Source organism: Paenibacillus sp. 32352, assembly GCF_002042965.1.
Classification (GTDB): domain Bacteria; phylum Bacillota; class Bacilli; order Paenibacillales; family NBRC-103111; genus Paenibacillus_S; species Paenibacillus_S vulneris.
In genome coordinates, this window is the sequence record NZ_MZNT01000005.1 from 238,827 (window position 1) to 264,488 (window position 25,662).

27 protein-coding genes are annotated in these 25,662 nt (G+C 49.3%); 5 read left to right on the forward strand and 22 right to left on the reverse strand.

What is annotated here, in order from left to right:
- Positions 1 to 17: 17 nt before the first annotated feature.
- The 4 genes from B1728_RS14195 to B1728_RS14210 form a co-directional block, all read right to left on the reverse strand.
- The gene (locus B1728_RS14195; protein WP_079910878.1) at positions 18 to 194 is read right to left on the reverse strand and encodes a spore gernimation protein GerPD; all 177 of its coding nucleotides are present in this window, start codon (positions 192 to 194) and stop codon (positions 18 to 20) included.
- A complete protein-coding gene (gene gerPC, locus B1728_RS14200) occupies positions 194 to 844 on the reverse strand; it encodes a spore germination protein GerPC (protein ID WP_079910879.1) in 651 nt (216 codons plus the stop codon). The genes B1728_RS14195 and gerPC overlap by 1 nt, the downstream gene beginning before the upstream one ends.
- A 62-nt stretch (positions 845 to 906) precedes the next feature.
- The gene (locus tag B1728_RS14205; protein ID WP_079910880.1) at positions 907 to 1,110 is read right to left on the reverse strand and encodes a spore germination protein GerPB; all 204 of its coding nucleotides are present in this window, start codon (positions 1,108 to 1,110) and stop codon (positions 907 to 909) included.
- A complete protein-coding gene (locus tag B1728_RS14210) occupies positions 1,107 to 1,361 on the reverse strand; it encodes a spore germination protein (protein WP_079910881.1) in 255 nt (84 codons plus the stop codon). The genes B1728_RS14205 and B1728_RS14210 overlap by 4 nt, the downstream gene beginning before the upstream one ends.
- 93 nt (positions 1,362 to 1,454) lie before the next feature.
- Here B1728_RS14210 and B1728_RS14215 point away from each other — a divergent pair, with 93 nt between their 5' ends.
- The 3 genes from B1728_RS14215 (at position 1,455) to B1728_RS14225 (ending at position 5,493) form a co-directional block, all read left to right on the forward strand.
- Positions 1,455 to 1,679 carry a spore gernimation protein GerPD gene (locus B1728_RS14215; protein WP_144027862.1) on the forward strand — a complete coding sequence of 75 codons (225 nt, stop codon included), beginning with the start codon at positions 1,455 to 1,457 and terminating at the stop codon, positions 1,677 to 1,679.
- A 249-nt stretch (positions 1,680 to 1,928) separates the two neighbouring features.
- Complete coding sequence (locus B1728_RS14220) at positions 1,929 to 3,686, forward strand: ABC transporter ATP-binding protein (RefSeq protein WP_144027863.1); 1,758 nt, start codon at positions 1,929 to 1,931, stop codon at positions 3,684 to 3,686.
- Position 3,687: 1 nt separating this feature from the next.
- Positions 3,688 to 5,493 (forward strand): ABC transporter ATP-binding protein, encoded by a 1,806-nt coding sequence (locus B1728_RS14225; protein ID WP_144027879.1) that lies wholly within the window; start codon positions 3,688 to 3,690, stop codon positions 5,491 to 5,493.
- Between the two features lie 270 nt (positions 5,494 to 5,763).
- On the opposite strand, the gene B1728_RS14230 is transcribed toward B1728_RS14225, so the two are convergent.
- Positions 5,764 to 7,455, reverse strand: coding sequence for a GDSL-type esterase/lipase family protein (locus tag B1728_RS14230; RefSeq protein WP_079910884.1), 1,692 nt, complete (start codon positions 7,453 to 7,455; stop codon positions 5,764 to 5,766).
- Positions 7,456 to 7,624: 169 nt separating this feature from the next.
- Between B1728_RS14230 and B1728_RS14235 the strand changes: the two genes are divergently transcribed.
- Entirely contained in the window at positions 7,625 to 7,927 is a 303-nt protein-coding gene (locus tag B1728_RS14235; RefSeq protein ID WP_079910885.1) for a hypothetical protein, read from the forward strand.
- Between the two features lie 253 nt (positions 7,928 to 8,180).
- Here the strand turns inward: B1728_RS14235 and hpaB are convergent, their stop codons facing one another.
- The 7 genes from hpaB to B1728_RS14270 form a co-directional block, all read right to left on the reverse strand.
- On the reverse strand, positions 8,181 to 9,626 hold the full coding sequence (gene hpaB / locus B1728_RS14240; RefSeq protein ID WP_079910886.1) for a 4-hydroxyphenylacetate 3-monooxygenase, oxygenase component: 1,446 nt from the start codon (positions 9,624 to 9,626) through the stop codon (positions 8,181 to 8,183).
- Between the two features lie 374 nt (positions 9,627 to 10,000).
- Positions 10,001 to 11,026, reverse strand: a complete 1,026-nt coding sequence (locus B1728_RS14245; protein ID WP_079910887.1) for a glycoside hydrolase family 88/105 protein — start codon at positions 11,024 to 11,026, stop codon at positions 10,001 to 10,003.
- A gap of 73 nt (positions 11,027 to 11,099) precedes the next feature.
- A complete protein-coding gene (locus B1728_RS14250) occupies positions 11,100 to 11,942 on the reverse strand; it encodes a carbohydrate ABC transporter permease (protein ID WP_079910888.1) in 843 nt (280 codons plus the stop codon).
- A 1-nt stretch (position 11,943) separates the two neighbouring features.
- Complete coding sequence (locus B1728_RS14255) at positions 11,944 to 12,843, reverse strand: carbohydrate ABC transporter permease (RefSeq protein WP_079910889.1); 900 nt, start codon at positions 12,841 to 12,843, stop codon at positions 11,944 to 11,946.
- 205 nt (positions 12,844 to 13,048) lie between these two features.
- Positions 13,049 to 14,377 carry an ABC transporter substrate-binding protein gene (locus B1728_RS14260; protein ID WP_079910890.1) on the reverse strand — a complete coding sequence of 443 codons (1,329 nt, stop codon included), beginning with the start codon at positions 14,375 to 14,377 and terminating at the stop codon, positions 13,049 to 13,051.
- A 118-nt stretch (positions 14,378 to 14,495) separates the two neighbouring features.
- Positions 14,496 to 16,046, reverse strand: a complete 1,551-nt coding sequence (locus B1728_RS14265; RefSeq protein ID WP_079910891.1) for a response regulator transcription factor — start codon at positions 16,044 to 16,046, stop codon at positions 14,496 to 14,498.
- 1 nt (position 16,047) lies between these two features.
- Positions 16,048 to 17,820: a sensor histidine kinase gene (locus B1728_RS14270; RefSeq protein ID WP_079910892.1), complete on the reverse strand. Its 1,773-nt coding sequence runs from the start codon at positions 17,818 to 17,820 to the stop codon at positions 16,048 to 16,050.
- 177 nt (positions 17,821 to 17,997) lie between these two features.
- Between B1728_RS14270 and B1728_RS14275 the strand changes: the two genes are divergently transcribed.
- Positions 17,998 to 18,645, forward strand: coding sequence for a hypothetical protein (locus B1728_RS14275; RefSeq protein WP_079910893.1), 648 nt, complete (start codon positions 17,998 to 18,000; stop codon positions 18,643 to 18,645).
- A gap of 129 nt (positions 18,646 to 18,774) precedes the next feature.
- On the opposite strand, the gene B1728_RS14280 is transcribed toward B1728_RS14275, so the two are convergent.
- From B1728_RS14280 to B1728_RS14325, 10 genes are all read right to left on the reverse strand, one after another.
- Entirely contained in the window at positions 18,775 to 19,137 is a 363-nt protein-coding gene (locus B1728_RS14280; RefSeq protein WP_079910894.1) for a YitT family protein, read from the reverse strand.
- A gap of 60 nt (positions 19,138 to 19,197) precedes the next feature.
- Positions 19,198 to 20,436: a cation:proton antiporter gene (locus B1728_RS14285; RefSeq protein ID WP_079911059.1), complete on the reverse strand. Its 1,239-nt coding sequence runs from the start codon at positions 20,434 to 20,436 to the stop codon at positions 19,198 to 19,200.
- A complete protein-coding gene (locus B1728_RS14290; protein WP_079910895.1) occupies positions 20,417 to 20,938 on the reverse strand; it encodes a cation:proton antiporter regulatory subunit in 522 nt (173 codons plus the stop codon). Before B1728_RS14290 ends, B1728_RS14285 begins: the two co-directional genes overlap by 20 nt.
- A 235-nt stretch (positions 20,939 to 21,173) precedes the next feature.
- A complete protein-coding gene (locus B1728_RS35775; RefSeq protein ID WP_144027865.1) occupies positions 21,174 to 21,533 on the reverse strand; it encodes a hypothetical protein in 360 nt (119 codons plus the stop codon).
- 258 nt (positions 21,534 to 21,791) lie between these two features.
- On the reverse strand, positions 21,792 to 22,085 hold the full coding sequence (locus B1728_RS14300; RefSeq protein ID WP_079910897.1) for a Dabb family protein: 294 nt from the start codon (positions 22,083 to 22,085) through the stop codon (positions 21,792 to 21,794).
- An 80-nt stretch (positions 22,086 to 22,165) separates the two neighbouring features.
- Positions 22,166 to 22,612, reverse strand: a complete 447-nt coding sequence (locus tag B1728_RS14305; RefSeq protein WP_179136013.1) for a GNAT family N-acetyltransferase — start codon at positions 22,610 to 22,612, stop codon at positions 22,166 to 22,168.
- Between the two features lie 20 nt (positions 22,613 to 22,632).
- Positions 22,633 to 23,121, reverse strand: coding sequence for a GNAT family N-acetyltransferase (locus B1728_RS14310; RefSeq protein ID WP_079910899.1), 489 nt, complete (start codon positions 23,119 to 23,121; stop codon positions 22,633 to 22,635).
- 3 nt (positions 23,122 to 23,124) lie between these two features.
- The gene (locus B1728_RS14315; RefSeq protein ID WP_079910900.1) at positions 23,125 to 23,925 is read right to left on the reverse strand and encodes an alpha/beta hydrolase; all 801 of its coding nucleotides are present in this window, start codon (positions 23,923 to 23,925) and stop codon (positions 23,125 to 23,127) included.
- A gap of 16 nt (positions 23,926 to 23,941) precedes the next feature.
- A complete protein-coding gene (locus B1728_RS14320) occupies positions 23,942 to 24,721 on the reverse strand; it encodes an alpha/beta hydrolase (RefSeq protein WP_079910901.1) in 780 nt (259 codons plus the stop codon).
- A 155-nt stretch (positions 24,722 to 24,876) separates the two neighbouring features.
- Positions 24,877 to 25,527, reverse strand: coding sequence for a rhomboid family intramembrane serine protease (locus B1728_RS14325; RefSeq protein ID WP_225948447.1), 651 nt, complete (start codon positions 25,525 to 25,527; stop codon positions 24,877 to 24,879).
- Between the last annotated feature and the right edge of the window lie 135 nt (positions 25,528 to 25,662).

Genomic DNA, 25,662 nt, shown 5'->3' on the forward strand with positions numbered 1-25,662 from the left:
CATCGCCTTAATGCCGCCTATTCAACGAAAGGAAGAACCGTTACTCCAACAATCACTTTTTCCGGAGGTGTTTCGAAAGCGCCGTACAGGGTGATGGTCCGGATATCCCCTACAAGGAACACGGATGCGGTACTTAGGTAGGTAATGTCAATAGAGCCGACATGAAGCTCGCAGTTAATCACTTCAAATTCCATCAGAACCCTCCGTCTCTGCGCGGTAAATTTTTGATAAATGCTTCGAAGGTGCGTTCAATATCGCGTTTGACCTCTTCAAAGATCGCGTTATGATTCCGGTCCGATCCCATCTTAGCCATATAATACTGGATTCGTTTGTCTATTTGTTTCTTAACATCCTCTATAATAAATTTCCGGTACGGTTCATCCAGCGGATTCTGATACATCTGCTCGTAATACTCCAAAGCCCGGTAAGCATCGCCGCTGAAATAATCATCAACCTGACTTTGAACCCCTTCATAATCCGGTGAAGAACTTGTGTCATCCGAGGATGGCGTACTTACCGACTGTCCGACTGAATACTCGTCTATAGAAGAGTCCGAATCCTTTGCATTCGGGTTAATGCCAATGTTCAACGTACCTTCGAGTTTCTCCACCTTTAACAAGTCAAACTTATATTCGTTGCGGACCATGGAGGGTTCACTGGAGGGCTTTTTCTTCATATCGCTGATTTCCTTCATCAGCCCATCCATTTTGTCATTAAGCTGCTTTATTTGCTCATTCTGATATTGAATATACTCGTTCAGCTGTTGAATTTGCTGATTCTGGTATTGTAAGCACTCATTCACCTGCTGTAAGTAGCGCATCACTTCCGGGCTCAAGTAGTACATATCGATCAACCTCTCCCACAATACCTGCCGGGTTTATGCTGCGGAAAGCCACAACTCGATTCTTAAAATCTGGGTGATGATAAGGGTATGAAAGGAACTACAGATCCTCCGGCAGCCGGAGCAGGCCCCGTGAAGCCTCCTGTATTAAACAGCTGCGATATCGGTTTGATGATCCCGGCGCTGCCGATTTGAAGGACCGATGAGTTCGATATCGCTTCGATTCTCAAAGTATGAATCACAATGTTTTGCTGGATAAACAAGTTCATGATGTCTGCCCCTCCTCCTGGATATTCGTAATACTCGGTGCGGCGGTAAGGCTTCTTTGCTCGTATGCTGCCGAATCATAGACGTTGATCACGGTCGGCTCATTGTGAATATTCAACGTATTGCCGGAATTGAACGATCCCCCGCCCGCATATGTTGTACTAAACGTACTTGGAGATATAATTCCAGCGTCGCCCACATTGAATACTCCGGTAATCATATTCACATTAATCACTCCAACTAAAGCCGGCATAACACGACATCCTTTATAATAAAATGTCCTTAATGTAGTTTATGACGGGTGTTCCCATGTATTCATCCATTTCTGGAAGGAGAGAGGTCTATCTTGAAAATGACCGTAAATAATAAGTGTATTCGTGTCGGTGATATGAAGATAAGTGGCGTCGGCGGCGCATCGGTGGTTCTCGTTGGAGACACGGAACGCATCGCAAGCTCCTCCTACTTTGATACGCCCGCAAGCTCGTTTATTAACAGCCCCCACATTCCATTGGATCCGGAGTTTAAGAGAGAGGACCGCGCAAGCAATGATCACTCTAAAGATATGAAGTAAATGGTTTTATGTCTTCTACATATAGGACAAAGTCGGATGGTCTGGTTCGTCCGTTTTGTCCTTTTTTCATATGGACCTTGTAACAGCCGTAAAAAGGAGAAAATGGAAGAATTACAGCTGTTATACTTCTATTCTCAGGGTACCGCTCGGAATATACCACCTGAAGTATGCTAAGAGCGGGTGAAATATTTAGTGTGCCGAAGTATAATAAAAAATCGAGACCATAAAACAAACAGGATGTGGATTGTATTGAAACAACGGCGACTGCTCGCGGATTACCTGAAAGCTCATTGGATGTTTTATTTACTGGCTATTGTTCTCATCAGCGTTGCAAATATCACGCAATCTTATTATCCGAAGGTGCTTGGTAACTTCACAGATCAGCTGCAATCGGATGGGATCACCCAGAGCACCATTGTTCATTACAGTGTGCTTTTATTGGAAATCGGTCTGATATACGGAATTTTGGCCGGACTCGGCCAATACACCGTCATGCGGCTCGGAAGAAAGTTTGAATTTGTTACCCGACGCAGGCTGTTCCAGCATTTTCTGACGCTTAGCGAAAGCTACTATTCCAAGAACGGGGTCGGCAGGCTGCTAAGCTACGTGATGAACGATGTGACCAGCGTAAGGGAGTCCATCTCCAGCGGCTTCAACCAAACGACGAACGCGGTCATCCTTATCGTATCGGTTATTGTCATGATGTCTTTATCCGCTATTCCTTTATATCTCATTCTCGTCTGTATTATTCCACTTCTCGCCATTCCTTTTGTCGTCGTATACTTCGGGCCGCTTATTCGCAAACGGTCGCTGAAGGTACAGGAATCTTTGGCCAAAATGACCGAATCGGCGGAGGAGCAATTCGGCGGCATACGGGTAACCAAAAAGTTCGCGGTCGAGGGCATCATGCGTAACCGGTTCGGCAAAACCGTCGACAACATTACAGAGAACCAGCTTCGGTTAGTCCGGCTCTCCTCTTTGTTTCAGGCCATCCTTCCTTTTTTGGGAGCGCTGTCTCTGATTGTCTCTATTCTGTACGGCGGCTATCTGACGATTCAGCATCAAATAACTTTAGGTAATTTCGTCTCTCTAACCTTGTACCTGCGCATGATGGTGAACCCGCTTCAACAAATTGGCAACGTTATCAATACGATGCAGCGATCCCGGGCTTCGCTGGAGCGAATCAATCAGCTTCTGGATTTGAAGCCGGATATTCAGGAAGAGCCGCAGGCCAAGCCGCTTCAGCTTCATTCTGCAGGGATAAGCATCAAAGGTTTAACGTTTGCATACCCGGATTCCTCTAAATCCGCTTTGCAGGATATTAACCTGACCATTCAGCCCGGCAAGACCGTCGGGATCATCGGAAAAACAGGAAGCGGCAAAACAACCCTCGTCAAGCTGCTGCTGCGCATCTATGATCCTCCGGCGGGGACGATTACGATCGGCAACGAGGACATCCGCAGCCTTACGCTGAACAGTCTGCGTAATGATATCGCCTATGTTCCCCAGGACGGCTTTCTGTTCAGTACAACCATTCGAGACAACATTGCTTTCTTCAACAGGGATTCCGCTTTCGATGCCATCGCCAAAGCGGCCAAACAGGCGCAAATTTACGATAATATCATGGAATTCCCCGACCAATTCGAGACGAAGCTCGGTGAACGCGGGGTTACCTTATCCGGCGGTCAACGGCAAAGAACGAGTCTGGCCAGGGGCTTCATCAAAAATGCGCCCATCCTGATCCTGGATGACAGCGTCAGCGCAGTCGATGCGGTCACGGAGACGAAGATCATCGAAAATCTTCGCTTGGGCCGGAAAAACAAAACGACGATTATTATCGCCCATCGAATCAGCGCTATCAAGCACGCGGATGAAATTATCGTATTGGATGAGGGAAGGATCGTTCAAAGAGGGACTCACCATCAATTGATGGCGGAGGACGGAATTTATGCAACCCTGTATTCCATTCAGGAGGAGGGAACCCGTTATGCCGAAGGAAACCGGTAAGATGAAACCGCAGGAGGAAATCAGCAGCGCTTACCATGTCAGCAAGGAAGACCGCCGGGCCGCCTTTCGTTCCACTTTGGCTTATGCGAAGCCTCACCGCTGGAAGTTCCTGTTAATCTTTTGCTGTACTATGCTTGTGATCGCGGCTGATTTGCTCCAGCCCTATTTGGTGAAGATCGCGATCGATAACAACCTGCTGATCGGCAAGAACGATTTCAGCATGCTAATCTGGATCTGCGGCGTGTATTTGCTGCTATCCGTCATCAGCCTTGTGTTCACCTATATTCAGAACAATCTGCTGCAGTATACGGGACAAAACATTGTCGGCCGGATACGTAAAGAGCTGTTCGAGCATATATCCAAGCTGTCGATGCCGTTCTTCGACCGGTTCCAGAGCGGCAGTCTCGTTACCCACGTATCGAGCGATACAGAATCGCTGAACCAGTTCTTCACTCAAGTATTTCTAAGCTTGATCCGGGATGGGATGACATTGGTGTTCATCATCCTCCTGATGTTCCATCTTGATCCTGTACTGGCCGGATACAGCATGCTTCTGCTGCCTATTATCGCGGTTATAGCCATCGGCTTTCGCTCTTATATGCGCAAAACCTACCAGATCGCGCGCACGCAGCTGTCCCGTTTGATCGCCTTCGTAGCCGAAAATTTGGCCGGCATGAATTTGATTCAGGCATTCCACCAGGAGAAGGAGCAGGATAAGCGGTTTACGGAACAAAACACCCGGTACTACCGGGCGAATCTTCGGGAAATTCGCACCAATGTGCTGTTTAACCGTTCATTTGACATTCTGGGCAACTTATCCGTCGCCTTCTTGACATGGATCGGGGGCATGGCGGTATTCCATCATTCTATAGAATTCGGTGTTCTTTATGCGTTCATAACGTATATTCGGCAGTTTTTCCAGCCTATCAACTCCATTACCCAGCAATGGAACACGCTGCAATCCACGACGGTCTCCATGGACCGGCTGTACCGGATTTTCTCGGTGAAACCGGATATTAAAGATGCTGAATCCCCTGCCCAAATCAACATGGCGGAGGTTAAGGGCCAAATCGATTATAATCACGTTCAATTCGGTTACCAGGAAGGCATTCCGGTTATCCGCGATCTGGATCTGCATATCCGTGCAGGGGAAATGATCGGTATCGTAGGAACGACCGGCGCAGGCAAAAGCTCGCTGATGAGCCTTCTATGCCGATTCTATGATGTAACTAAGGGAAGCATTCTCATTGACGGCACCGACATTCGGACCATTCCGCAGGAGCAGCTCCACCGGATCATCGGCCTTGTTCAGCAGGAACCGTTTCTCTATTCAGGAAGCATCATTGACAATGTAAGATTGTTCGATGAATCGATCAGCCGCGAGCAAGTCATTGAAGCCTGTACCTTCGTAGGAGCGGATTCGCTAATTCAGCGGTTAAAGGACGGCTACGATACGCAGCTTTCGGAGAGAGGAAGCGGGCTGTCTGCCGGTGAACGGCAGCTGATCTCTTTTGCAAGGATTGTTGTGTTCCAGCCGAAAATACTCATTCTCGACGAAGCAACCGCCAATCTCGACTCCCAGACGGAGCAGCTGGTCCAAATGGCGCTGAATGTCGTTTCCGCCGGCAGAACCACGCTCGTCATTGCCCATCGGCTGTCAACGATTATGCAGGCGGATCGTATCATTGTGATGAAGCAGGGAGAAATCGTAGAGGAAGGAAATCATACTCAGCTGCTTGAAAAGCAAGGCTACTACGACCAATTGTACCGTCATTCTCAAGGAAAGATGGCTATGGGTTCGATGTAGAACAAAAAACGCTCCGGTTTCGGGAGCGTTTTTTGTTTGGTGAGAACCCTAAAGAGCTTGAACTATTGCCAATATACTCCGGTGGGGTATGCCCCTCCAGCCACTGTTGTTCTCGGGAAACTTGAATATATTTTCTTGCAGGTGTTTCCCGAGAACAAAGGCGGACGTAAACTCCTCCGAGGCATACCCCACCTCCATATGTAGCATATTTCTCGCAAAACAAGGCTTCTCAACAACCCTGCGCTCCAGTTTCGGAGCGTTCTTTGTTTGTTATTGTAGATGAAGTGCTCTCGTATAAGCAGATTGAACAAATTCAACAATGGGCTCCGGCTGCTCCAGGCTGTGAGGATGATGCCCGACACCGGGCTTCAGGATCACCTGCGGCTGACCGCCGAGCTGGCTCAGCTTTCTCTCGAACACCGCCGTATTCTCCTCTAATGGAACCACTTCATCCGCGTCCCCCGCAACAATCAGCATTGGAATCCCCGCGTTGGCCAAGATCTCTGCCTTGTCCAGCGGATTGCCTTTAAAAGCTTCTACGGTGGATTCGGTTAAGCCGTATACCGCCAGGCAGTCCTCCCAGTTTTGGAGTGACCGCTTGCCCTTTCCTCTCCCTCCAGGCCAGCTGGAAATGTCAAGGACAGGCGCGTCCAGGTAAAGCGCCAGGACATCACTCGGATAAGCGGCCGCATATTGCACCGCATACAGCCCGCCGCGGCTAAAGCCGAACAATGCCGGTTTGTCTCCAAGGCTAAACTGCCCCATAACATAGGTGTGGAACCGCCGCATCCGCTCCACAGCTCCGGCACATCCGTACATATGACTGATTCTGTAATAGGCAATATGCCAGCCCTGCTCGAGCAGCGCCCTGTCGGCATAGGCAAAAGCGCCAAAAAATTCCGTTCTCCATATCCAAGGCTGTCCGGCGGCAGCGGCTTTCGGCTCAATGATGATGGCCTCCCGCCCTTCGAAGACAGTATCCGTACGCCGGTATCCTTTCCACTCGGAAAAGGTCTTCAGGTGAACCCTGTTGTACTCAGTTACGGCGCCTCGGATCTGCAAATCCAGCTCCGCTGCTCTAGCGAGAGCTTCAGCCAATGGAAGCGCCTGCGTTTTGTTGGGATTCGTATGGCCAACATGCTCCTTCCAGCTTGCACTCAGCATGCGGTGACGTTCAAGGACCAGCCTGAACCATTGAGGTTGCTCGCTTTCCGGCTGTGATACATACTCCGGTACCCGCTCCAATGTAATATTGAATAAACGGCCCAGCAAGGTTCGGGCAATAACCCAATGTCCCCTTGCATTCGGATGAATGCCGTCTCCGGAAGAATAATCCGGATTCTGCGCATGAGCCTGCTCAAAATCCTTGGCCAACGGATCATAAATATTAACGACTGCATCCACTTCGTCCTGAAGAGTCAGGCACCATTCCGCATACGCTTTCAAAACATCATTATACTTGACATAAGGGTTTTTCCAGCTATAGGAAGAGGCTGCTTCCTCCCCGACAGGCTGTTCCGCCAATTCCCGTTTGATCGATTTGACATCGAATGGAGGCGGCGTCATCACAATAGCCTTGGCACCGGCCTGCTTGATCTTATGTACCAGCGACAGCATCCCGCTCCGATACGCTGCAAAGCGGTCCTCCGATAAGGGATGGTAGATGCCGTCATTCATCCCGTAGCAAGCGACAACCCAATCCGGTCGGCTCTCTCTAAGCGCAGCTTCTATTCGCTCATGAATACAAGGCCGAGGAAACGGATGCTCCGGCTCGCTAAGTCCTGAAGCGGTTTCACTGCTGACGCCAAGATTGATGAATGTCAGGTGTTGCTCCGGCATATACTGGGCAAAATAAGCGTGTAAAAACGCAATATATCGTCCGTTATCGGTTATGCTGTCCCCCAAAAAGGCGATCCTGAGGGAGCGAGGCACAGCCCCATCCTTAAGAAATATAGTCCCCATAGGTAATGAATCCTCCCGTAATGTAATCGCTCTATTATATCATGTTAACGTGTTCAACTGGCGCTTCTTGGGAATTTAATAAGATTTTATTCGCAGATAGAGGAATTTGAAACAGGAAGACCGAATCATCAGAAGCGTTGGGCCAAAATGTAAGGAAAGGGTGCAAACCATGAGTAATGCAAGAATTGCTATGCTTGTAACAGCTTTACTGGAAGGGATCTTGGGAATCCCGCTTTTGGGTGGGTCCATTGTCATCGGATTCAGCTACACGCCTTTGTTTGTTATGTTTGTGCTTCATATTATTACCCTCGTGCTGGCTTTAAAGGAATACAAGGATATCCACGGCAGTATCGCAGGTATCATTACCTCCTGCATCGCATGGATTCCAATTGTAGGCATGATTTGTCATATCCTAACGGCCATTCTGCTTTTCGTAAGCTACTTCAAATATCAATATGGCAGATGGCGCTGAGCGCGGAACCACCACAATTGTCGAACGTCCGATTGCCGGAGCGGTCGCAGTTCCGGCCATACAGCCGGAATCCGAAAGTCCCCTTGCCACATTCTTCTGGGAAAGAAGCTGACAGGCACCATAATACCGGGAATGACCGGCTCCCAGGCAATCCGACCTTTATCCAATCCAAAACTAGCTTGCTAGCCTATTCTTCCCCTTCGCATGACTTGACTTCCTGGGGAGGTTTGATAGCTCATCTATCTGGGCAGCATTAGTTCAGCATACTCTTCACTTTCTCCGCAAGAACATCCTTATCCGTGTAGTTATTGTACAGCCGCGAGGACACCTTTACGGAATCCCCAAAGAAGAACCTCTCGTACAAGCTCTGCCTTCCTGCAAAGGAGCTGGTGCTTAGCTCCCATGCCAGCCGGAACAGGCGTACCTTGAGCTGCGCATCCGTTTCGATCCCTTTTAAATATCTTGCTAAATCCGGTCCGATTTCCGACTTGAAATCCTGATCGTTAGGAATCATCACCAGGCCGCTGGCTCCAAGCAGCTGAACAATATCCATTAAGCGCGGAATCACTTTAGGATACAGACAGTTTGCCGCATAGAGAGAGCTTGGATTCGGAAGCATAGTCCCCCATTGATCCGGTTGTGCGAGAGCCTCTGAAGCAATCAGCAATGCCTTTAAGCTTTCCAGTATCGTCATCACTTCCGCTGCTTTCTCGATAACCTGCGTATAGGCACGGAGCCCGAGTGCCTGGATAATGGATTCGACAACTCCAAGCATTAATTCCGTCTTGGCGATGCACCTGCAAAGCACTTGATGCGTAGCATGGGTATGGAAATGGCTTTGTTCGATAAATTGGTTAAGCACCACCTCATCCCCGTATACAAACACACGATCAAGGGGAACGACGACATGATCCAGCACCACTAACGCATCCATCTCCTCAAACCTGGAGCTAAGTGGATAATCCGCTTCCGAATCGCCTGCGACCAGACTCTCTCTGCAAATCAATTTGAGGCCCGGCAGGTTATTGGGTATCGCAAAGGCGAAAGCATGCGGATTCTCTTCGGCAAACGAAGGAAGCGCCGGCGGGAAGATCAGGATTTCATCCGCTGTAGCCCCTTGGGTTGCCAGCAAAAAGGCTCCGCTAACTACAAGCCCCTCCTTCGTCTTCTCGATAACCCTCGGGGCATCCGGCTCCTCCAAGGTCCGCAAGAAGCTTGACATTCTTGCCGTTGGCGGGAGGATAAACGCATGGGACAGCGTAATATCGTTCTCCCGGCAATACTCATAGTACTTTTTCATGTTCTCGGCATATTGCGGATGGTTCTCCTTCAGCAGATCCGCTGCTGCGCCGAACGCCATGATGGCGGTATTCATATAATCGGGTGCGCGGCCCAACAATCCGTGATGGCGATCGCACCAAAGCGACATCATGACTCTTCGCCTCTCCAGATCAGCCTTCGATTCGGGTCTAAGAAAAGATAGCCCTACCGGATCGCCGGATGTCGGAGACGTATAAGTCATCCGTGACCTATATTCGTCCTGTCCCTGCATGTCGTACAATAAGGCCTGGGTAGCGACAAGTCCGCGAAAAGCAGGATGGCTCGTTATAGGACCCCTCACCTGCTCTCCACGGACCCAAACATGCGCATTGGATTTATTCAAACGATCGACATACTGCTTTCCGTTCTTGATCGGCACAGGAAACCACCTCCTCGGAATTTGATATATCATACGTCACCCTTATCAGATGGATAGGGCGTCCGCATAGCGGCTCCAAAAAAATAGGATGGGCCCCTACCCTCGAACACAAAAATGCCGGCTTTTCAGCCGGCATCAGATTGTTGAGAAACTCTTTTTTGCGAGAACTTTGCTGCATATGGAGGTGGGGTATGCCTCGGAGGAGTTTACGTCCGCCTTTGAAACCCGTGAAAATACCATTAAATAAATCTTATTTCACGGGTTTCAACAGCGGCTGGAGGGGCATACCCCATCGGAATGTATTGGCAATAGTTCAAGCTCTACAGGTTTCTCTACAATCTACCAGCTTTCAGCCGGCATTGTTCCCCTGTTCATTACCACTCTTGCCGCGTCAACAGCGATGACAGGAAGACCAGCGCCAAGCCTTGGCCCCATCCCTGTACCCGTTTGTACGGAACCCCTTTGTATCCTTCTGCGTCGCGCATGACAGCCGTTCCGGCAGAAACGCCTCTCACCGATCCGTCCTCGTCAATGCGCCCCAATATGCCTGTAATGGATTTATTGACATACTTGTTGTACATCTTTCCGCTCGAGATCAATGCGGCGGCAATCCCGGCCGAGCCGGATGTTTCCGTGTAGGAGGCCGGATCGTTCAGCACCGTATGCCATAGCCCCGAATCCGACTGCAGCCGCACCAGAGCAGCTAGCTGATCCCGTAAGGAGCCTTCAATGACCATAAAGGATGGATGGGTCACATGAATTAACTTCAAGGCTCTAGCCATCGTGATCGCCGCCCAGGAATTGCCGCGGGCCCAATAAATACCGGACATATGGCTCTGGGCGAGATTATCCCAGCCATGATAATACAGATTGGTCGAAGGGTCCTGCAAAAAGTCTTCATGGCCATGATACTGCTTGATGCCGTCCTCCAAATAATCGCTGCGGTTTAATAGGGTTCCGATTCGGACCAGGAAGTACCCCGCCATAAACATCGTGTCTACCCAGGCTTGCTCCGGGAAGTTATAGTCCTCGGAATTCACCGTGTGCTGAAAAATACCGTCTGCAAACCGCTCTGCGTCATTTTTCAGGAAATCCGCCATTTGGATGGCAAAATCCAGGTACTTTTGCTCCCCTGTCGCCTTATACAAGCTTAGAAGCGAATGACCAATGGAAACTCCGTTTACGGTCAGCTTCGGCAAACCGTCCTCCAGCTGCTCGTCCACCCAAGCCTGCAGCAGCTTGATATATTCCTGGTTCCCTGTCGCTTCATAAGCTTCCGCCACACCGTAGAAAGCGACTCCGCCCGGCCAATCCCAGTTAAAATCCATTTGGAATGTGCGGCGAACGACACGATCGATCATCGTTCTGATTTCTTGTTCGTCATAAATAAGTGCTGGCATATCCATAACTCCTCCTCTAAGTAGAAGAGTCTGCCGGATGCTCCGAACAGACTCAAGTTTTTTAGACTCATTTTTACCCTTTCAAACCACTGGTGCTGATACCCTCGACGATATATTTTTGGAAGATAAAGAACACAATAACGATAGGAAGCAGCGACAGCGTGGACATCGCGAACATTCCACCCCAGTTGTTAATCGATTCTCCGTCCAGGAACAGCTTCAAAGCCAAGGAAACCGGATACAGCGAAGGCTTGTTCAAATACAGCAGAGGATTGATGAAATCGTCCCATTTCCAATAAAATTGGAAGATCGTTGCCGTAACCAGCGAAGGAATAATCATCGGAACGATAATCCGGAAAAAGATTGAATATTTGTTGCAGCCGTCCATTTTGGCCGCTTCATCCATTTCTGGCGGAATGGTACGGATAAACTGCATAATCAGGAAGATAAAGAACGGAACTCCGAAAAAGTTCGGTACGATAATCGGCTTGAACGAAGACAGCCATTCCAGCTTGGCGAACATAACGTATTGCGGAATCACGGTAACGTCGTGCGGCAGCATCATCGTCATCATCACGCAGCCGAACCAGAAACCGCTTCCCTTAAACGGGATTCGTGCCAAGCCGTAAGCAACGAGCGCAGAAGAAACGACAGCGCCGATCGTCGAAATAATAACGATGATGAACGAGTTTTTAAAGAACGTGCCGAAGCTGTTGCCTGCAAATCCCTTCCAGCCCGTTACGTAGTTAACGAATTCAAGACGACTGGGGATCAAGCTGTAAGCCTGGGAGAAGATTTCATCGTTGGGCTTCAGCGAGCTTACCGCCAGCCAAATGATCGGATACAGCATGAGCAATGCCAGTAAGCCTACGATCAAGTGATAGAAGACGTTTGAAATTTGTTTGCTTCCAGCCATCTTATTTGTCTCCTTTCGCCTCGTAATGCACCCAGTACTTGGATGATTTGAAGATGACGAGTGTTATGACCCCGATGATGATGAGCATGATCCAAGCAAGAGCCGAAGCGTAGCCCATTTCGAAGAATACGAACGCTCTGCGGTACAAGTACAAGGAATACAATAACGTGTTATCGAGCGGTCCGCCTTCGCCTCGCGATATGATATAGGCCGGTGTAAAGGTCATGAAAGCGGAAATCGTCTGCATGATCAGGTTGAACAAAATGATCGGGCTAAGCAGCGGAAGCGTAATTTTGAAAAACTTGTAGATGCCGTTCGCTCCATCGACACTGGCTGCTTCGTACAGGGATGCCGGGATGTTCTTCAAGCCTGCAAGGAAGATCAGCATGGAAGAACCGAATTGCCATACCGATAAGGCGATCAACGTCCATAATGCCGTGCCCGGGCTTCCGATCCAGGACGTTTCCGTGTGGATCCCTATCATTCCAAGGAAGGAGTTCAGGAGCCCTTTGTCGCCGAATATTTGCGTCCACATGATAGAGACAGCGACGCTGCCGCCGATCAGGGACGGAAGATAGTAGGCCGAACGATACACGCCGATCCCGCGCGCCGCTTTATTCAACAGCATCGCTACCAGAAGCGCGAAGCCTAAGCGGAGAGGGACGCTGGCGAACACGTAAGTAAATGTAACCTGAAATGACTTCCATATTTTGTCGTCATCCGTAAAAATTTTGATATAGTTATCAAACCCGATCCATCGGGGAGCTTCCATCAAGTTATACTCGGTAAACGAGTAGTACAATGATGATAGAATAGGATACAACGTGAAGATGAGAAAGCCGATGATAAACGGAGCGGTAAACACGTATCCGACGACATTGTTGTTGTCCCGCAGCTTCATGGAATTCAACCCCTATGCATGTAGTTTGCTGTTCTTCTCTTAACTCTATAGTTTCATTATAAAGACTGGCGTCTCCTAGAAGAATGCAAAAAACCGTTCATTTTGTTTAAAAAACAGACTCCGGCTTTGTTCAAAAATCCGTTGGTGAGATGAAAAAAAGCGGACCAGACTTCTCGCAGGAGACTGTCTTGATCCGCTTCTTGGATTATTTTTTGTTTTTGGCCAGAATCGCGTTGGCGTCTTTACGGAACTTCGCCGCAGCATCTTCTACAGAAATTTTCTTATACAAAATTTGCTCGCTCAAGTCCTTCAACAGCTTCTCTACTTCAACAGAACCGACTGGGTTCGGAGGATCCATAGGACTGCTGTTATTTTCAGCCCAAGCTACGTAATCGAATACTTTGGCTTCAGCCGGAGTCAAGCTAGGCTTCAGCGCTTCCTTCACCTTGGAGGAGATTGGTACGCCGCGCTCGCCTTTAATGATTTTGTTAGCATCAATATCGTTAATGAAGAAGTCGATAAATTTGGCTGCTTCGTCTTTTTGCTTCGAGTTTTTCGTGATGGAGAAGCCCATACTAGGCTTCAAGAACAAGCCTTTCTTGCCGTTTGGACCTGGAATCGGAATCAGATCCGTATTCCGCTTGGCCGCAGCCGACCATGCTACGTATTGGTTGGACCATGCGAAGCTGCCGAATGCATTGCCGAGAACCATTTCGTCGTCCTCAGGAGTGGATTTCTTTTGAGCCAGCTTATCCAGGCTTAGCAAGTAACCGGCATCATACATTTTTTGGTAACGCTTGAAGTAATCAATGAACGGTTTATCATCTGTATAGCCTAGGCTGGTACCGTCTGCACTATACATTTTTTGATCTACTGTACGAAGGTAATACGGGAAGAAGACATCGTATCGCAAATAGTCCATCAGGATTTTGCCATTGCCTTTCAGCTTGGCGCCCAAGGCATCGAGGTCATCCCAAGTCCAGTCTTTGGCAGGCATGCTTGCACCTGCTTTAGCCAGCATATCAGGGTCAACCGTCGCTCCGAGAGCGTTCACGCCCAGAGGAATCTGGTACAGCTTGCCGTCGTACTCGCCGCTTTTCAGCGTGTTCGGGTTCACTGAGCTCATATCGAGCTTGCCGATGGTCGTATAAGGACGAAGATCCTCCAGCTGGCCTCTGCCGCCGAATTGGCTCAAGTACGACATATCCATTTGAATGATATCCGGCAATCCGTTAGCAGCCGCTTGTGGAGCGAGCTTTTTCCAGTAATCGTCGAATGACGCGTATTCCGCTTCGATTTTTACGTTAGGATGCTTTTGTTGGTAAAGCTCTATTACTTTCAGGGTATAATCGTGTCTTGCCTGACCGCCCCACCATGCAATACGCAAGGTTACCGGATCCTTACTGTCCGTACCGGAGCCCGAGCTCACCGCATCCGTCTTCTTGCCGGCATCCCCGTTGGAAGCCGCTCCTCCGCAACCTGCAGCGGTTAAAATCATCGACAACGACAGCACCATTGGCAACGCTTTCTTCATCTCTATTTCCTCCCCTGTTCTTCGTCTTCACACTGCTATTATCTCGTTTTGGACCAGGAAAAAGAATTCAAAAAACCGTCAACCTTGTTTAAAAAACAGAGATATTGCAGAAAAAACGTTACGTCGTTTTCAAATATTCCGATGGAGAGCATCCTGCATATTTTTTAAATACCTGACTGAAGTATTGAGGGTTGTCCCCGAAGCCGAGCTGTTCGGCAAGCTCAAAGATTTTGATGTCTGATTTTTGATGCAATAGATCGATAGCTTTGGATATCCGCACCCTCATCACATAGTTGGAAAACTTTTCTCCGGTCTCTTTTTTGAATAGTTTCCCCAAATAATCCGGATTCATATACAGCATCTGGTGAGCCACCCAGTTCAGTGACAGCTCGGGATCGGCCAAATGCTCGTTAATAATATCCACGACCTTGCTCACGATAGCGCTGTGCTTGCTCTTCGTCTGCTCATAATGACTCGAAGCGATCTCTTCCGCCGTTTCTTTGAACAACGTCTGAATCGCCTGCAGGGTATCCAGCTGCATCAGCTTCACGACTTTATCCATATATCGGTGCATATTCTCAGAGTCTCCGAGCCGTATCATCTCCATAAAGAGCTGAATCACATAGGATTTGGCCGTTGTAATATCCGATCGAAGCTCCGACAGCCGCTGGAAGAACAGCTCGATCTCATGAGCCGCTTCCTGACGGTTCCCCGTCTTAATCTGCATGATCAAATTGTCCTCGTTAAACCCGAGCTCGTCGCTTTCTGTTAGGCCCAGCCCGACAACATCCGACTTCGTAATCAAGCTGCCTTCACCGAGATAAAAGCGGTAGTTCAAGCATTCCAGCGTTTGCTTGTATAAACTGCGGGCCTGTATAATTTCCCCTGCCTCGCTTAATGCTATAGTCAAATCGATCTTATAGTACTTCAGAAAGGTCTCCCGAATTTGACCGATTCGTTCCTGTAAAGCACTTACCGTAATCGTATCCTCCACGACGATAAGCACATGATCGCCGACCGTCGAGCTCAGCACATTGTTCTCCAACAGCTCCTCGGCTATATTTTTCACCGCAAACAGATGCTCGAATTCGAACGGGCCATCGAGATGGAACAAAATCAATCTCACCTTGCGGTCGCCCAAATCCAGCTGGAATAAGTGACTGAAATATTCCCAGTCCCGGTTTCCGTACGTTTTATTCGTCACGAATTCCTTGAGAAACTGCTCCTTCACGTGAGGCAGCACTTTAGCCAAGCCTTCCTTCATGGTGCTTATGAACTGCTCGCTCTGCCGTTCCTGATTCAGCTCCGAGACCAGCTCCTCGAGAACCTCCATGATCTTGTTCTCATTGCACGGCTTCAGCAAATAATGCTTCACTCCGTATTCAATCGCGGATTGGGCATATTCAAACTCTCCAAAGCCGGAGAGCAGGATGATTTTGATATGCGGATATTGAGAGGATACCTTCGCCGCAAGCTGAAGCCCGTCCATTCCCGGCATTTTGATATCGCTGATGATGATGTGCGGCGGGTCCTCCTCAATCTTCTCATATGCCTCTATTCCGTTGCGTGCCGTTCCTGCAAGCACCGTACCGGCTTGCTCCCATTTGACAATCTTCGATATGCCGTCCAAAATGATTCGCTCATCATCGACCAGCAATACTTTATACATGTTAATCCCTCGTTTCATCCGGAATGATGATGGAGACGCTTGTCCCATGGTCCTGCTGACTATCCAGCCGGATGCCGTAATCTTCACCATAAGCCAATTTGATTCGCTCCTCGATGTTCTTCAGACCGATGCCGCTCCCACGTGTCCGTGCCTCGCCCCTTCTCACCTGCTCCAGCAGGGCCGCGCTCATGCCCGGTCCGTTATCCTCTACGACCATGATCATCTTGCCGGGCTCTTTTCTTGTATAAATGCGAATGCGGCACGGCTCCAGCATCTGCTCGAGCGCATAATGGATCGAGTTCTCCAGCAGGGGCTGCAGCGTCAGCTTGGGCAGCTTCAGCTGCTTGGCTTCTTCCGGAATGTCCATCTCGAACATCAGCCGTTCCTCGAAGCGATATTTCTGAATCGTAATATAACACATCACGATCTCCAATTCCTCTTCCACCGTGATCAGGGTTTCCCTCATGCTGATCGAGCTCCTGAGCAAAAAGCCTAGTGCCTCGACCATCTTGGAAATTTGCGGCTGATCGTTCGTCTTGGCCAGCCAGTTGATCGATTCCAGCGTGTTATACAAAAAATGCGGATTAATCTGCGCCTGAAGCGCTTTAAATTGAGTCTCTTTAATGGTCAGCTGCTTGGCATAATTTTCGGTTATCAGTTCATTGATCTGCTGCATCATGATACGGAACGTTCTGTGCAGCTGACCCACCTCGTCCATTTGCAGCGCGATCGTGTCCGCCGAGTCCGATTCGGTCAGGCTGAAGTCCCCTTTTTGCACCTGCTTCATGCGGCCTATCAAGTCTTCAATGGGCCGGGTCAGACTTCTTGCAAAATTAATGGCGACAGCCATCACCGCAAGCAGACTGACGATAAACCCGAAAAGGAGGAACCGTTTCATCAGGATGATTTTTTGAAAAATCGTATCATAGGGAACCAGACTGTGGTAGGCCCAGCCCAAATAGCCTGACTGAATCTGCGTCCAGAAGTACGAACGGCCGTTGAACTGCTTGATCTCATAGTTATGATGCCATTGGTCAGTAACCGGGACGAAGGAGCTCAGGTCATCATCCGGCTTGGTCGGGTAGATGATATGGTCTCCGGAAGCGATACGCATCTCTCCGTTCTTCAGCTCCGTGCCCGCTATGACGTCATCTACGATTTTCTCGAACCGGATGCGCAGCACCACTGTACCGATCCTATCGAGACTGAAGTTTTGGTTCTGATAGGACCGGATTTCCCGCGCGGCTATCAGATTAGTATCCTCCGAGTCGGGAAGAATCCAGCGGATTTCCCCGGACCCTTTGGCCGATTCATCCAATATGATTTGCTTCTTTTCCTTCGATACCGTGGACGATTGGCCCGCCAATGCCTGCTCGCCCAGCAAATCGGTAACCTCGATGGAGTAAATATATTTCTCATAGCCTGCGTATTGAACCAGCTTGTCGGATATATACGAGCGCAGCCGCAGCTTCTCAAACTCCGGGGTATCCGGGGTGATGGAGAGCAGCAGGCTTTGAATTTGCGAATCCGTCGCAATACTGAACGACAGCCGGTCCATCTTCTTCAGCTCGTTCTCAATTCCGCTGGAGGATAAGTTGAGGAGCTGTGACGACTTGGAATAAAGCTGCTCGTCGTAGATCGAATAAGCATATTGCAGGGAAAAATAGGTGATGAGGAAACAGACCGCCATGATTAAAGAAATGAGTGAAAATACTTTATGCTTAATCTTCCAATTGACCGCATTCTGGAAAAAAGGAATTGCAAAGCGCTTCATCGGACCGTTCCCTCCTTCTCGGCTCCGTTTTCTACCTATCGTACAATATCTCGGGGCAAACAGCCAATGGCATTTCCTGATTGCCGTTTGAAATGGGGACGTGTTATGATGGTGGGGTTCAGGAATTGGGATAGCTTTCTTTTGATCATTCGATTCTTAGTTGATTGGAGTACTTATATGGGCAAACGAAGCGGCTTATTCGTTACGTGGGTTTTGCTGCTGGCATTCGTCATACTCTTCTATTATTTGCTTCATAATACGAATCATCCTCTGCTGTTCTATTCTACCGCAGGCATGGTCATGCTTCTGAGTCTGGCTTGCTTCCTGCTGCTGCTTCTACGCTATAAATTCAACTGGAAGACTATAGTGTGCACTCCGCTTATTGGACTTCTGCTTATTTTCATCGTTAGACATAGTCTGGATCAACGGATCCATTTTGCTCTACAGAGCACGTTAAGCCGGGAGCTTCCCGGGGTCGTTCTGTCTATCAAAGAAATCTCGGCGGGCCATGCGGGATGGGCCAAGCCCGTCGATTTGCCGGGACAAGATGCAGACGAAACAAGATCAGAGGGACATTTTTTCCCTTCTCTTCCCCACTATCAGTCCGAGGCCATATTAGCGGACCATCCCGCTCCTGATGAGATAGATACAGTTAGCTACCGGTTTGTGGTCAAACAGCCTTACTTCATCGACGGCAAGGACATATCTGCGAAGTATTGCTTCGTATGGGGTGCTTGCAGCTATTTTTATAAAGGCTACGCCGACGTCAATGCAAAGACAGGCGAAGTCATCGGTCTGAAAATCGTCTACCGGGATTTAAAATAAGGCTGACATTCTGAAGGGGCCGCGGCCTCGAGGACGATTGAGGTACTTTACCATGAGCCCCAAAATTTATAAATGCTATACTGTTAAAAAAACCTTAGCCGCTTAAGTCCGGCTAAGGTTCTTCGTTATTTAATCCGACAGCTCATTTCCATATTTGGATACGTCAGGCAAGTCGCTCTTGGTATGCCGCTTCCATCTCCCCCTTCTCATTTCCCTTCCGTAAGCCGGAACAGCATCAACAACCGCTTCAACGTCGATTTGCATAATCAGATCGGTCAGTTCCGTTTCTTCCAGCCGGGATATCACTAGCCTCAACGTGTTGATAGTCACCCCGTACCCGTTATTCCTGGCAGCTGTAATCTCCGCCTCCCGCCCGAATGTTCGCCGGATAGCTTCCATAATTTCTTCCGCGCAGCCCGTTTGAATGGTTACCAACCGATTCCATGTGGAATCATGGACAAGACCCCATAGGACGTCCTTCATATGTCTCAATGGAATTCCCCCTCACTATCATGAGTTAGAAATCGCTTCTTGCGGACGATCAGCAAAGGTTCATCTATCGGGAGTAACCGCCTGTTCTCTTCGTTCCTTCTGCCCCTCCCTCGCGGACAGACGGAATACCCGGTCCAGAATACGGTAAATATGCTTCGTCTCTTTCGTCAGCAGCGGTCCAATGACGGCAAGAATCAGCACGTACAAGGCTGCGAAGGGCTGAATGACCGGCAGCAGGCCCCCTGCCTTTGCCAGGTTCGCCATAATGATCGAGAATTCCCCTCTGGCGACGATGGTGAAGCCGATATTGATGCTTGCCTTCGAGGATAGCCCTGCACTGTGACCCGCCCATAACCCTGCGGCAAAATTACCTGCCAGCGTCAGCAGCACCGCTACGAGGGACAGCCATACCGCACCCCCAAGGGTAGTGGGATCAATCGTCAAACCGAAGCTGAAGAAAAAGACGGCGCCAAAAAAGTCGCGAAACGGTAGGATCAGATGCTCGATTCGTTTGCGATGCTCCGTTTCGGCAAACACGAGGCCGACGAGAAGCGCGCCTATCGCCTCTGCTACATGAATCGTTTCGGAGAAGCCGGCGACGACAAACAGCACCGCGAAAATCACAAGCAGGAACAGCTCATTAGATCGAATATTGAGCATCCGGTTCAACAACGGAACCGCCTTGCGGCCCACGATCAATACAAACAGCATAAAGCCGAGGGCAATGCTTGCAGATAGAAGAATCCCGCCAAGTGAAGACGAGCCGCTTAGGATCAGACCGGAGATGATGGAAATGTAGATGGCCAGGAATACATCCTCGAACATAATGATGCCAAGAATCATCTCGGTCTCGGGATTAGCCGTCCTTTTTAAGTCGACCAGCACCTTGGCCGCTATTGCGCTCGACGATATCGTCGTTATGCCCGCTACAACAAGCAGCTCCAGCAGAGGAAGCCCGGCCATGAAGCCGAATAACAGTCCAAGAGTAAAGTTGATCAGTATATAGATGGTGCCTCCGACAACAATGGACTTCCCGGAACGAATCAGCCTCCCCACCGAGAACTCCAGTCCCAAATAAAACAAGAGGAACAGGACTCCGATTCTTCCCAAAAATTCAATTAACGGCGCACTGGAGATGAATCTGAGATCAATATGCCATATTTCAAAGGAATGCGGCCCTACGGCCATACCCACCAGAATATAAAACGGAATGACGGAAAAACGAAGCTTCGCCGACAGCAATCCGGACAGGGCGATGAGCGCAATCGCTATGCCAATTTCAAATACGATGTAGTTCATTCGTTCCATCACATCCATTCGTCAAAATTGTTTTAAACTGCTTATGCTGCCTCCTCTCTCCAGCTACGATCAGGATAGAATCCGCAGCAAGCACGATATCGGGTCCCGGGTTGATCTGCTTGACTCCCGAAAGCTTCTCTACGACAGCAATAATCGTAACTCCGCATGCCTGGCGTATATCAAGCTCCCCGATTGTTTTTCCGACGGAAGCAAAATCCGCTTCCACCCGATACCACTCAATGATTAAATCATCCAGCGCCATTTCTATCGTTTCCAACGCCTTGGGCTTGTAGGTCATCCCCCCGATAATGCCGGCCACAAAACGCGCCTCATCGTCATCAAGGGAAATCATGGACACATATTCATCCGCCAAGGGATGATCATAATGAAAGCATTCGCGTCTCCCTTCGTCATGGACGACAATGACAAGCTTCTCTCCGCCTCGCGTCGTCACCTGAAATTTTTTGCCGATTCCGGGGAGATCCGTTTCACGAATGGTCATACTTCCACCATCCTCCTTATATTTGGTTTTTCAGGCAGCAGCAAACAGACCCTCATAGCTCCCTTTTTTTCGCAAAAAGAAGCTATAGAGCTCGGGTACTAAGCCTGATATAGGATTCTAAGATATAGTGAAGGACAAATTTGAACATCACAAAGAAACCATTGGGATGATGCTTAAAAAAATGGCTTTAGCAACGGTATCTATGAGAAAAAACAGTGTGAGATAACTCTGGAAATTAAACGAAGAGGGAAGTGAATTTGATTGGGGTTAACTTCTGCCGAAGGAGTCGGCGGGCAATCAGGGGTTGAAACGTAAGGTGGGTTTCTGAACAAATGCGGCGTATAACTCTAACCAAACCTGCCAAAAGAAAGGAAAGCACGGAGAAGAGCATGCTCCATCGCATCGCTTCTGAGGATGAATTGAGCTTGCGTACGGTAGCTTTGCTCGAAAAATATTCGACTCCTTGTTGGACCGACGTGCGTGCCGATTCGCTTACATTGGACTCCAGGCTGGGTGTAGGTGTAGCAAACAGCATGAACACTACAATCAAAATCAAAGATAACCAACGATTGGACGAGATAACGCGAGATAACATACACATTCACCTCCTTTTCCCTCGAAATTAACTCAATTATAGCATAAATCGGCCTTTTTTTCAAATTATCGGCCGCCCATTTGCTGAAACAAATCAAATTACCCCCCACAAAGCAGTGGCCTCGCCTTCGAAGCTGATTCGGGCACTTACGGGGGTGCACCAAATTAATAATGCTATAGGATCAAAAAAAGGCCTAGCCGGAGCGGGAGCTCCCAAACTAAGCCAAAGATCCATGCGTTGTGCAGGAAGGAGGCAGCACTAAATCTCGATGTCAGAGACGATGCTGTCTACCCGGCCCACTTCTCGTATAAAAGCAGCGACAGCCTGATGCTTCGGATGCGGCCCGTAGGCTTCAAGCGCTGCCCTGTTCTCGAAGCGAACGGAAAGCACCACCTGATACCCTTGATTTTTCTCGGAAAAATTAATGCCTGCCTGCAGGTCGACGATGCCGGTAAGCTCGCTTCTGAGCGCTTTAAACCGGTCCACAACCTCTTGAAGCTGTTCCTGTGTCGTGCTCTCGCCGAATTTCACCAATACAATGTGATCGATCATTATGAAGTCCCCTTTTCTCCAATCAGTACGCTTCACTATACCATGATCGACCAGGTTTTGCTATATGCTGCTCAAGCGGCCTAACGATACATTCCCATCTCATTGGTTGCCGTGAAACCCAAAGATTCATATAGAGGCCTTGCCGCATCCGTAGCCCCAAGCCTGTAGAGACGGATGTTTTGTTCTGCGAACCACGCAAGAACCTCCATCGTCAGAGCACGGGCATACCCTTTCCTTCGATACGCAGGCTCCACGTAGACATCAGCTATAAAGCCATATTGCTGCAGCTTGAGATAGCGGTACGGCGCATCGTTGCGGATAAAGCCTCCTGCGCATCCAGCCATCGCTCCATCCTGCTCGATCACGAAATGCTGAGCAGTTCCGGCCCGGTACAGCTCCTTATAATCCGCTTCCACCAATCGGTCAAAATCGGGATGAAGTCTCAAAGCCATGCCGGATTCCTTGTACATTTGGTACTTCAGTCTTACCAGTACCGGAATATCTTCTAGGGTCGCTTTTCTTATCACAGGGATATCCCTCCGCCTCGTTATAGCTTCAACATGTAGACATACACATCCACGAACTCGTCCCTAGGATTCCTGAATGCACCCTCCAGGGTTCCAGCGCGTTGAAAGCCCAGGCTTTCCCATAGCTGCACCGATCCAATATTAGTAGATACAACCGAGTTGAACTGCATCGCCCGATAGCCATGCTGCTTGGAGCTTTCGATAGAATGCTTGGCTAGCATTCTCCCGATGCCCTGCCGTCTGTAATCCCTGTGAACAGCGTACAAGGCGTTAGCCACATGGCTGCCTCTGCCTGAGGCATTATCATGAAGAATATAGAAACCCGCCACTACTCCAGTATCATGAACAGCGCAATATACCGCAAGCTGCCGCTTAATAATCTCATCGATCCGCTGTCTGGAGAACGGTTCCGTCCAATGGAAGCTCTCTCCTTCCTGAATGACTTGATTCCAGATTCGATGTATAGCGTCCAGATCCTGTTCCTGAAAGGCTCTAATGTGGGTACTCATCCGCTAAATCCCTATGTACCGCGAACCGCTCTTCTCCAGACCCAGCCAGCCGAGGAACCGGCCCAGCTCCATCTCCCAGAATTCCCAAGTATGGCCGTAGCCTTCCGCTTGATGGTACTCATATTGATAGGGATTGCCCTCAAGTCCCTGGAAGAAGTCTCTTACGATCTCATTCAAATCCAGCCAAGGGTCGAGACTGCCGCAGGCGTGATACACCTTCGGCAATGGGATATCCTTCTTGAGCGCTTCCCTGCCCAAATACTGCAGATCGTTCTCCGTCCCCCTCATATTGCCGTCGCCGAACAGATGAATCCGATCCTTAGCCTTGCGCGAGCCATCGTTAATAAAAGCGACGTCCGTCTTGTCGCCGGCCGAGAACGCTCCTATCGCCCCGAAAACATCCGGCCGCGCAAGCCCTGCCTTCAGGCATCCGTAGCCACCGTTAGAGAAGCCGGAGATCAGATTATCCTCACGGGCTTCCGATAGCCGCGGAAACATATGGCGCAGAATGCGCGGCAATTCAACAGTCAAGTAAGTTAAAAAGCGCCCCCCGTGAGCCATATCCGTAAAACAAGAATTCAGCCCTCCCGGTACAATAAGCGCCAAGCCGTATTCCATGGCATACCGTTCCGCGTTGCCCATGCGCAGCCAAGCCGATTCATCACCGGAGCCCCCGTGCAAAAGCCACAGCACCTTCAGCTTGCCGTCACCGGAATAGGGTGATTTCTCTTGAGGCAGCACCACATTCACCGTCATTTCCATCCCCAGAACCTCAGAGAAAAAATGCGTTTCGATTAAAGCCATCGTTGTCCCTCCTCCATCAACCTTCGCTAGATTTGCGCAGCGGCAGCCACTGCAGCACCCGTTCTATGCATGTATCCCAACATTTCCATTCATGGCCCCCCGGACCCTCCTCGTAAGTAAGAGGCAGTCCCAAGGCTTTGACGTGATCTCTAAACCTTACATTGCCGTCATACAGAAAATCTTCCGTACCGCACCACATATATAAATCCGGACTAGCCTTCCCTGATTGGGAGAGGCTGCGGGCTGCAGTGAACAGATCGTTCACGCTTCCGCGGACCGATTCCTTGCTTCCGAATAGATCCTCTGCAAGATTCGGCGAGAGACGGTCGTACATATCACAAACATCCACGGCTCCTGAGAAGGAAGCTGCAGCGCGGTACTTGTCAGCGGCAAGAAGCCCTGCTTTCATGGCCCCATAACCGCCCATAGACAACCCTGCGATGAACCTGTCCTCCTTCAAGCTGGACAGGCGGAACTGCCTTTCGCAAATAGCAGGAAGCTCCTCTGTGATAAACTGAAAATAGTCACGGCCGTTCACCATATCCGTATACCAGCCTAAATGCCCGGCAGGCATGACAACGGCGAGCGGCAGCCGCTCTACGTACCGCTCTATACTGGTTCTTCTCATCCAGGCGGTATGATCGTCGCTCATTCCATGCAGTAAATACAAGGTTTGGTAAGGCCCCGGATCCTTTGTCCTGCGTGATCCTCCGGATACATGCTGGGGAAGAAGAACCTCCATGGGTACCGGCATGCGGAGCGTTTCGGAATGATAATGCATATGAAGCCAAGCCATTTGTGTGCCTCCTTTTCTGATTGCGCTTTCCAATTTAGTAGTAATTCTTCCCGGTCATGCAATGTCCTTTTTTCCAGATAAAAAATAGCAGCAGCCGGGACGCTGTAGATAATCCTGTCCCGGCTGCCGCTATGTCATTAATACGCCCTCTTCTGTTATTGATAGTGCTCATCTTGATGAAGAACTTGCTCCTGCATGCTAGTTCTGCGCTTAATAAATAAGGTCAGCAGTGCAGTAACCAGCAGGCCGCCTACGAATCCTCCTAAGTGTGCGTACAAGTCAACATTCGGCACCACGATAGAGTAAATAAATCCGATGACGACAATGATGCGTATCGTCTGTTTGGTCTGGTAATCAATCAAATCCTTGCGGAACACGGATAAATACAAGTAGGCGGCGTATACACCGTAGATGGCTCCCGACGCCCCCGCACCAATATAATAGTCCTTGTGCAGCCAAGCGCTGGCTATATTCCCGGCAATGCCGCACAAAAGATAAAACACCGCATAGCGAAAAGAACCCAGCATTCGCTCCAGCGGTGCTGCAAATACATAAATAGCAAAGCTGTTGAACAGCAAATGCTCGAAGCCGATATGAACGAAGATGGACGTTACATATCTCCACAGCTCCGGCTCCATTCGCGGAAGATCGAACATCGCTCCAAACCGGATCAGGGTCGAATTATCCTTCGATGATCCGTATATCGTCATTCCAGCCATAACCAGCAGCTGGATGACCAAAATGGCCGTATTCACCGGATACAGCCGAATGTATTGCTTTAAGCTCTCTGTTCTGCTAAACATCATGCCATCCCCTTCTGCGCCAAGTACCATCGTCACATCTATTATAGCTAAGATGCATTAAGGTTACACTTAAGCGCCCTTGTATGCAACAATACGTCGGAAAAAGAATGGAGTTTCATTCGCACGGTTTTCTTCGAC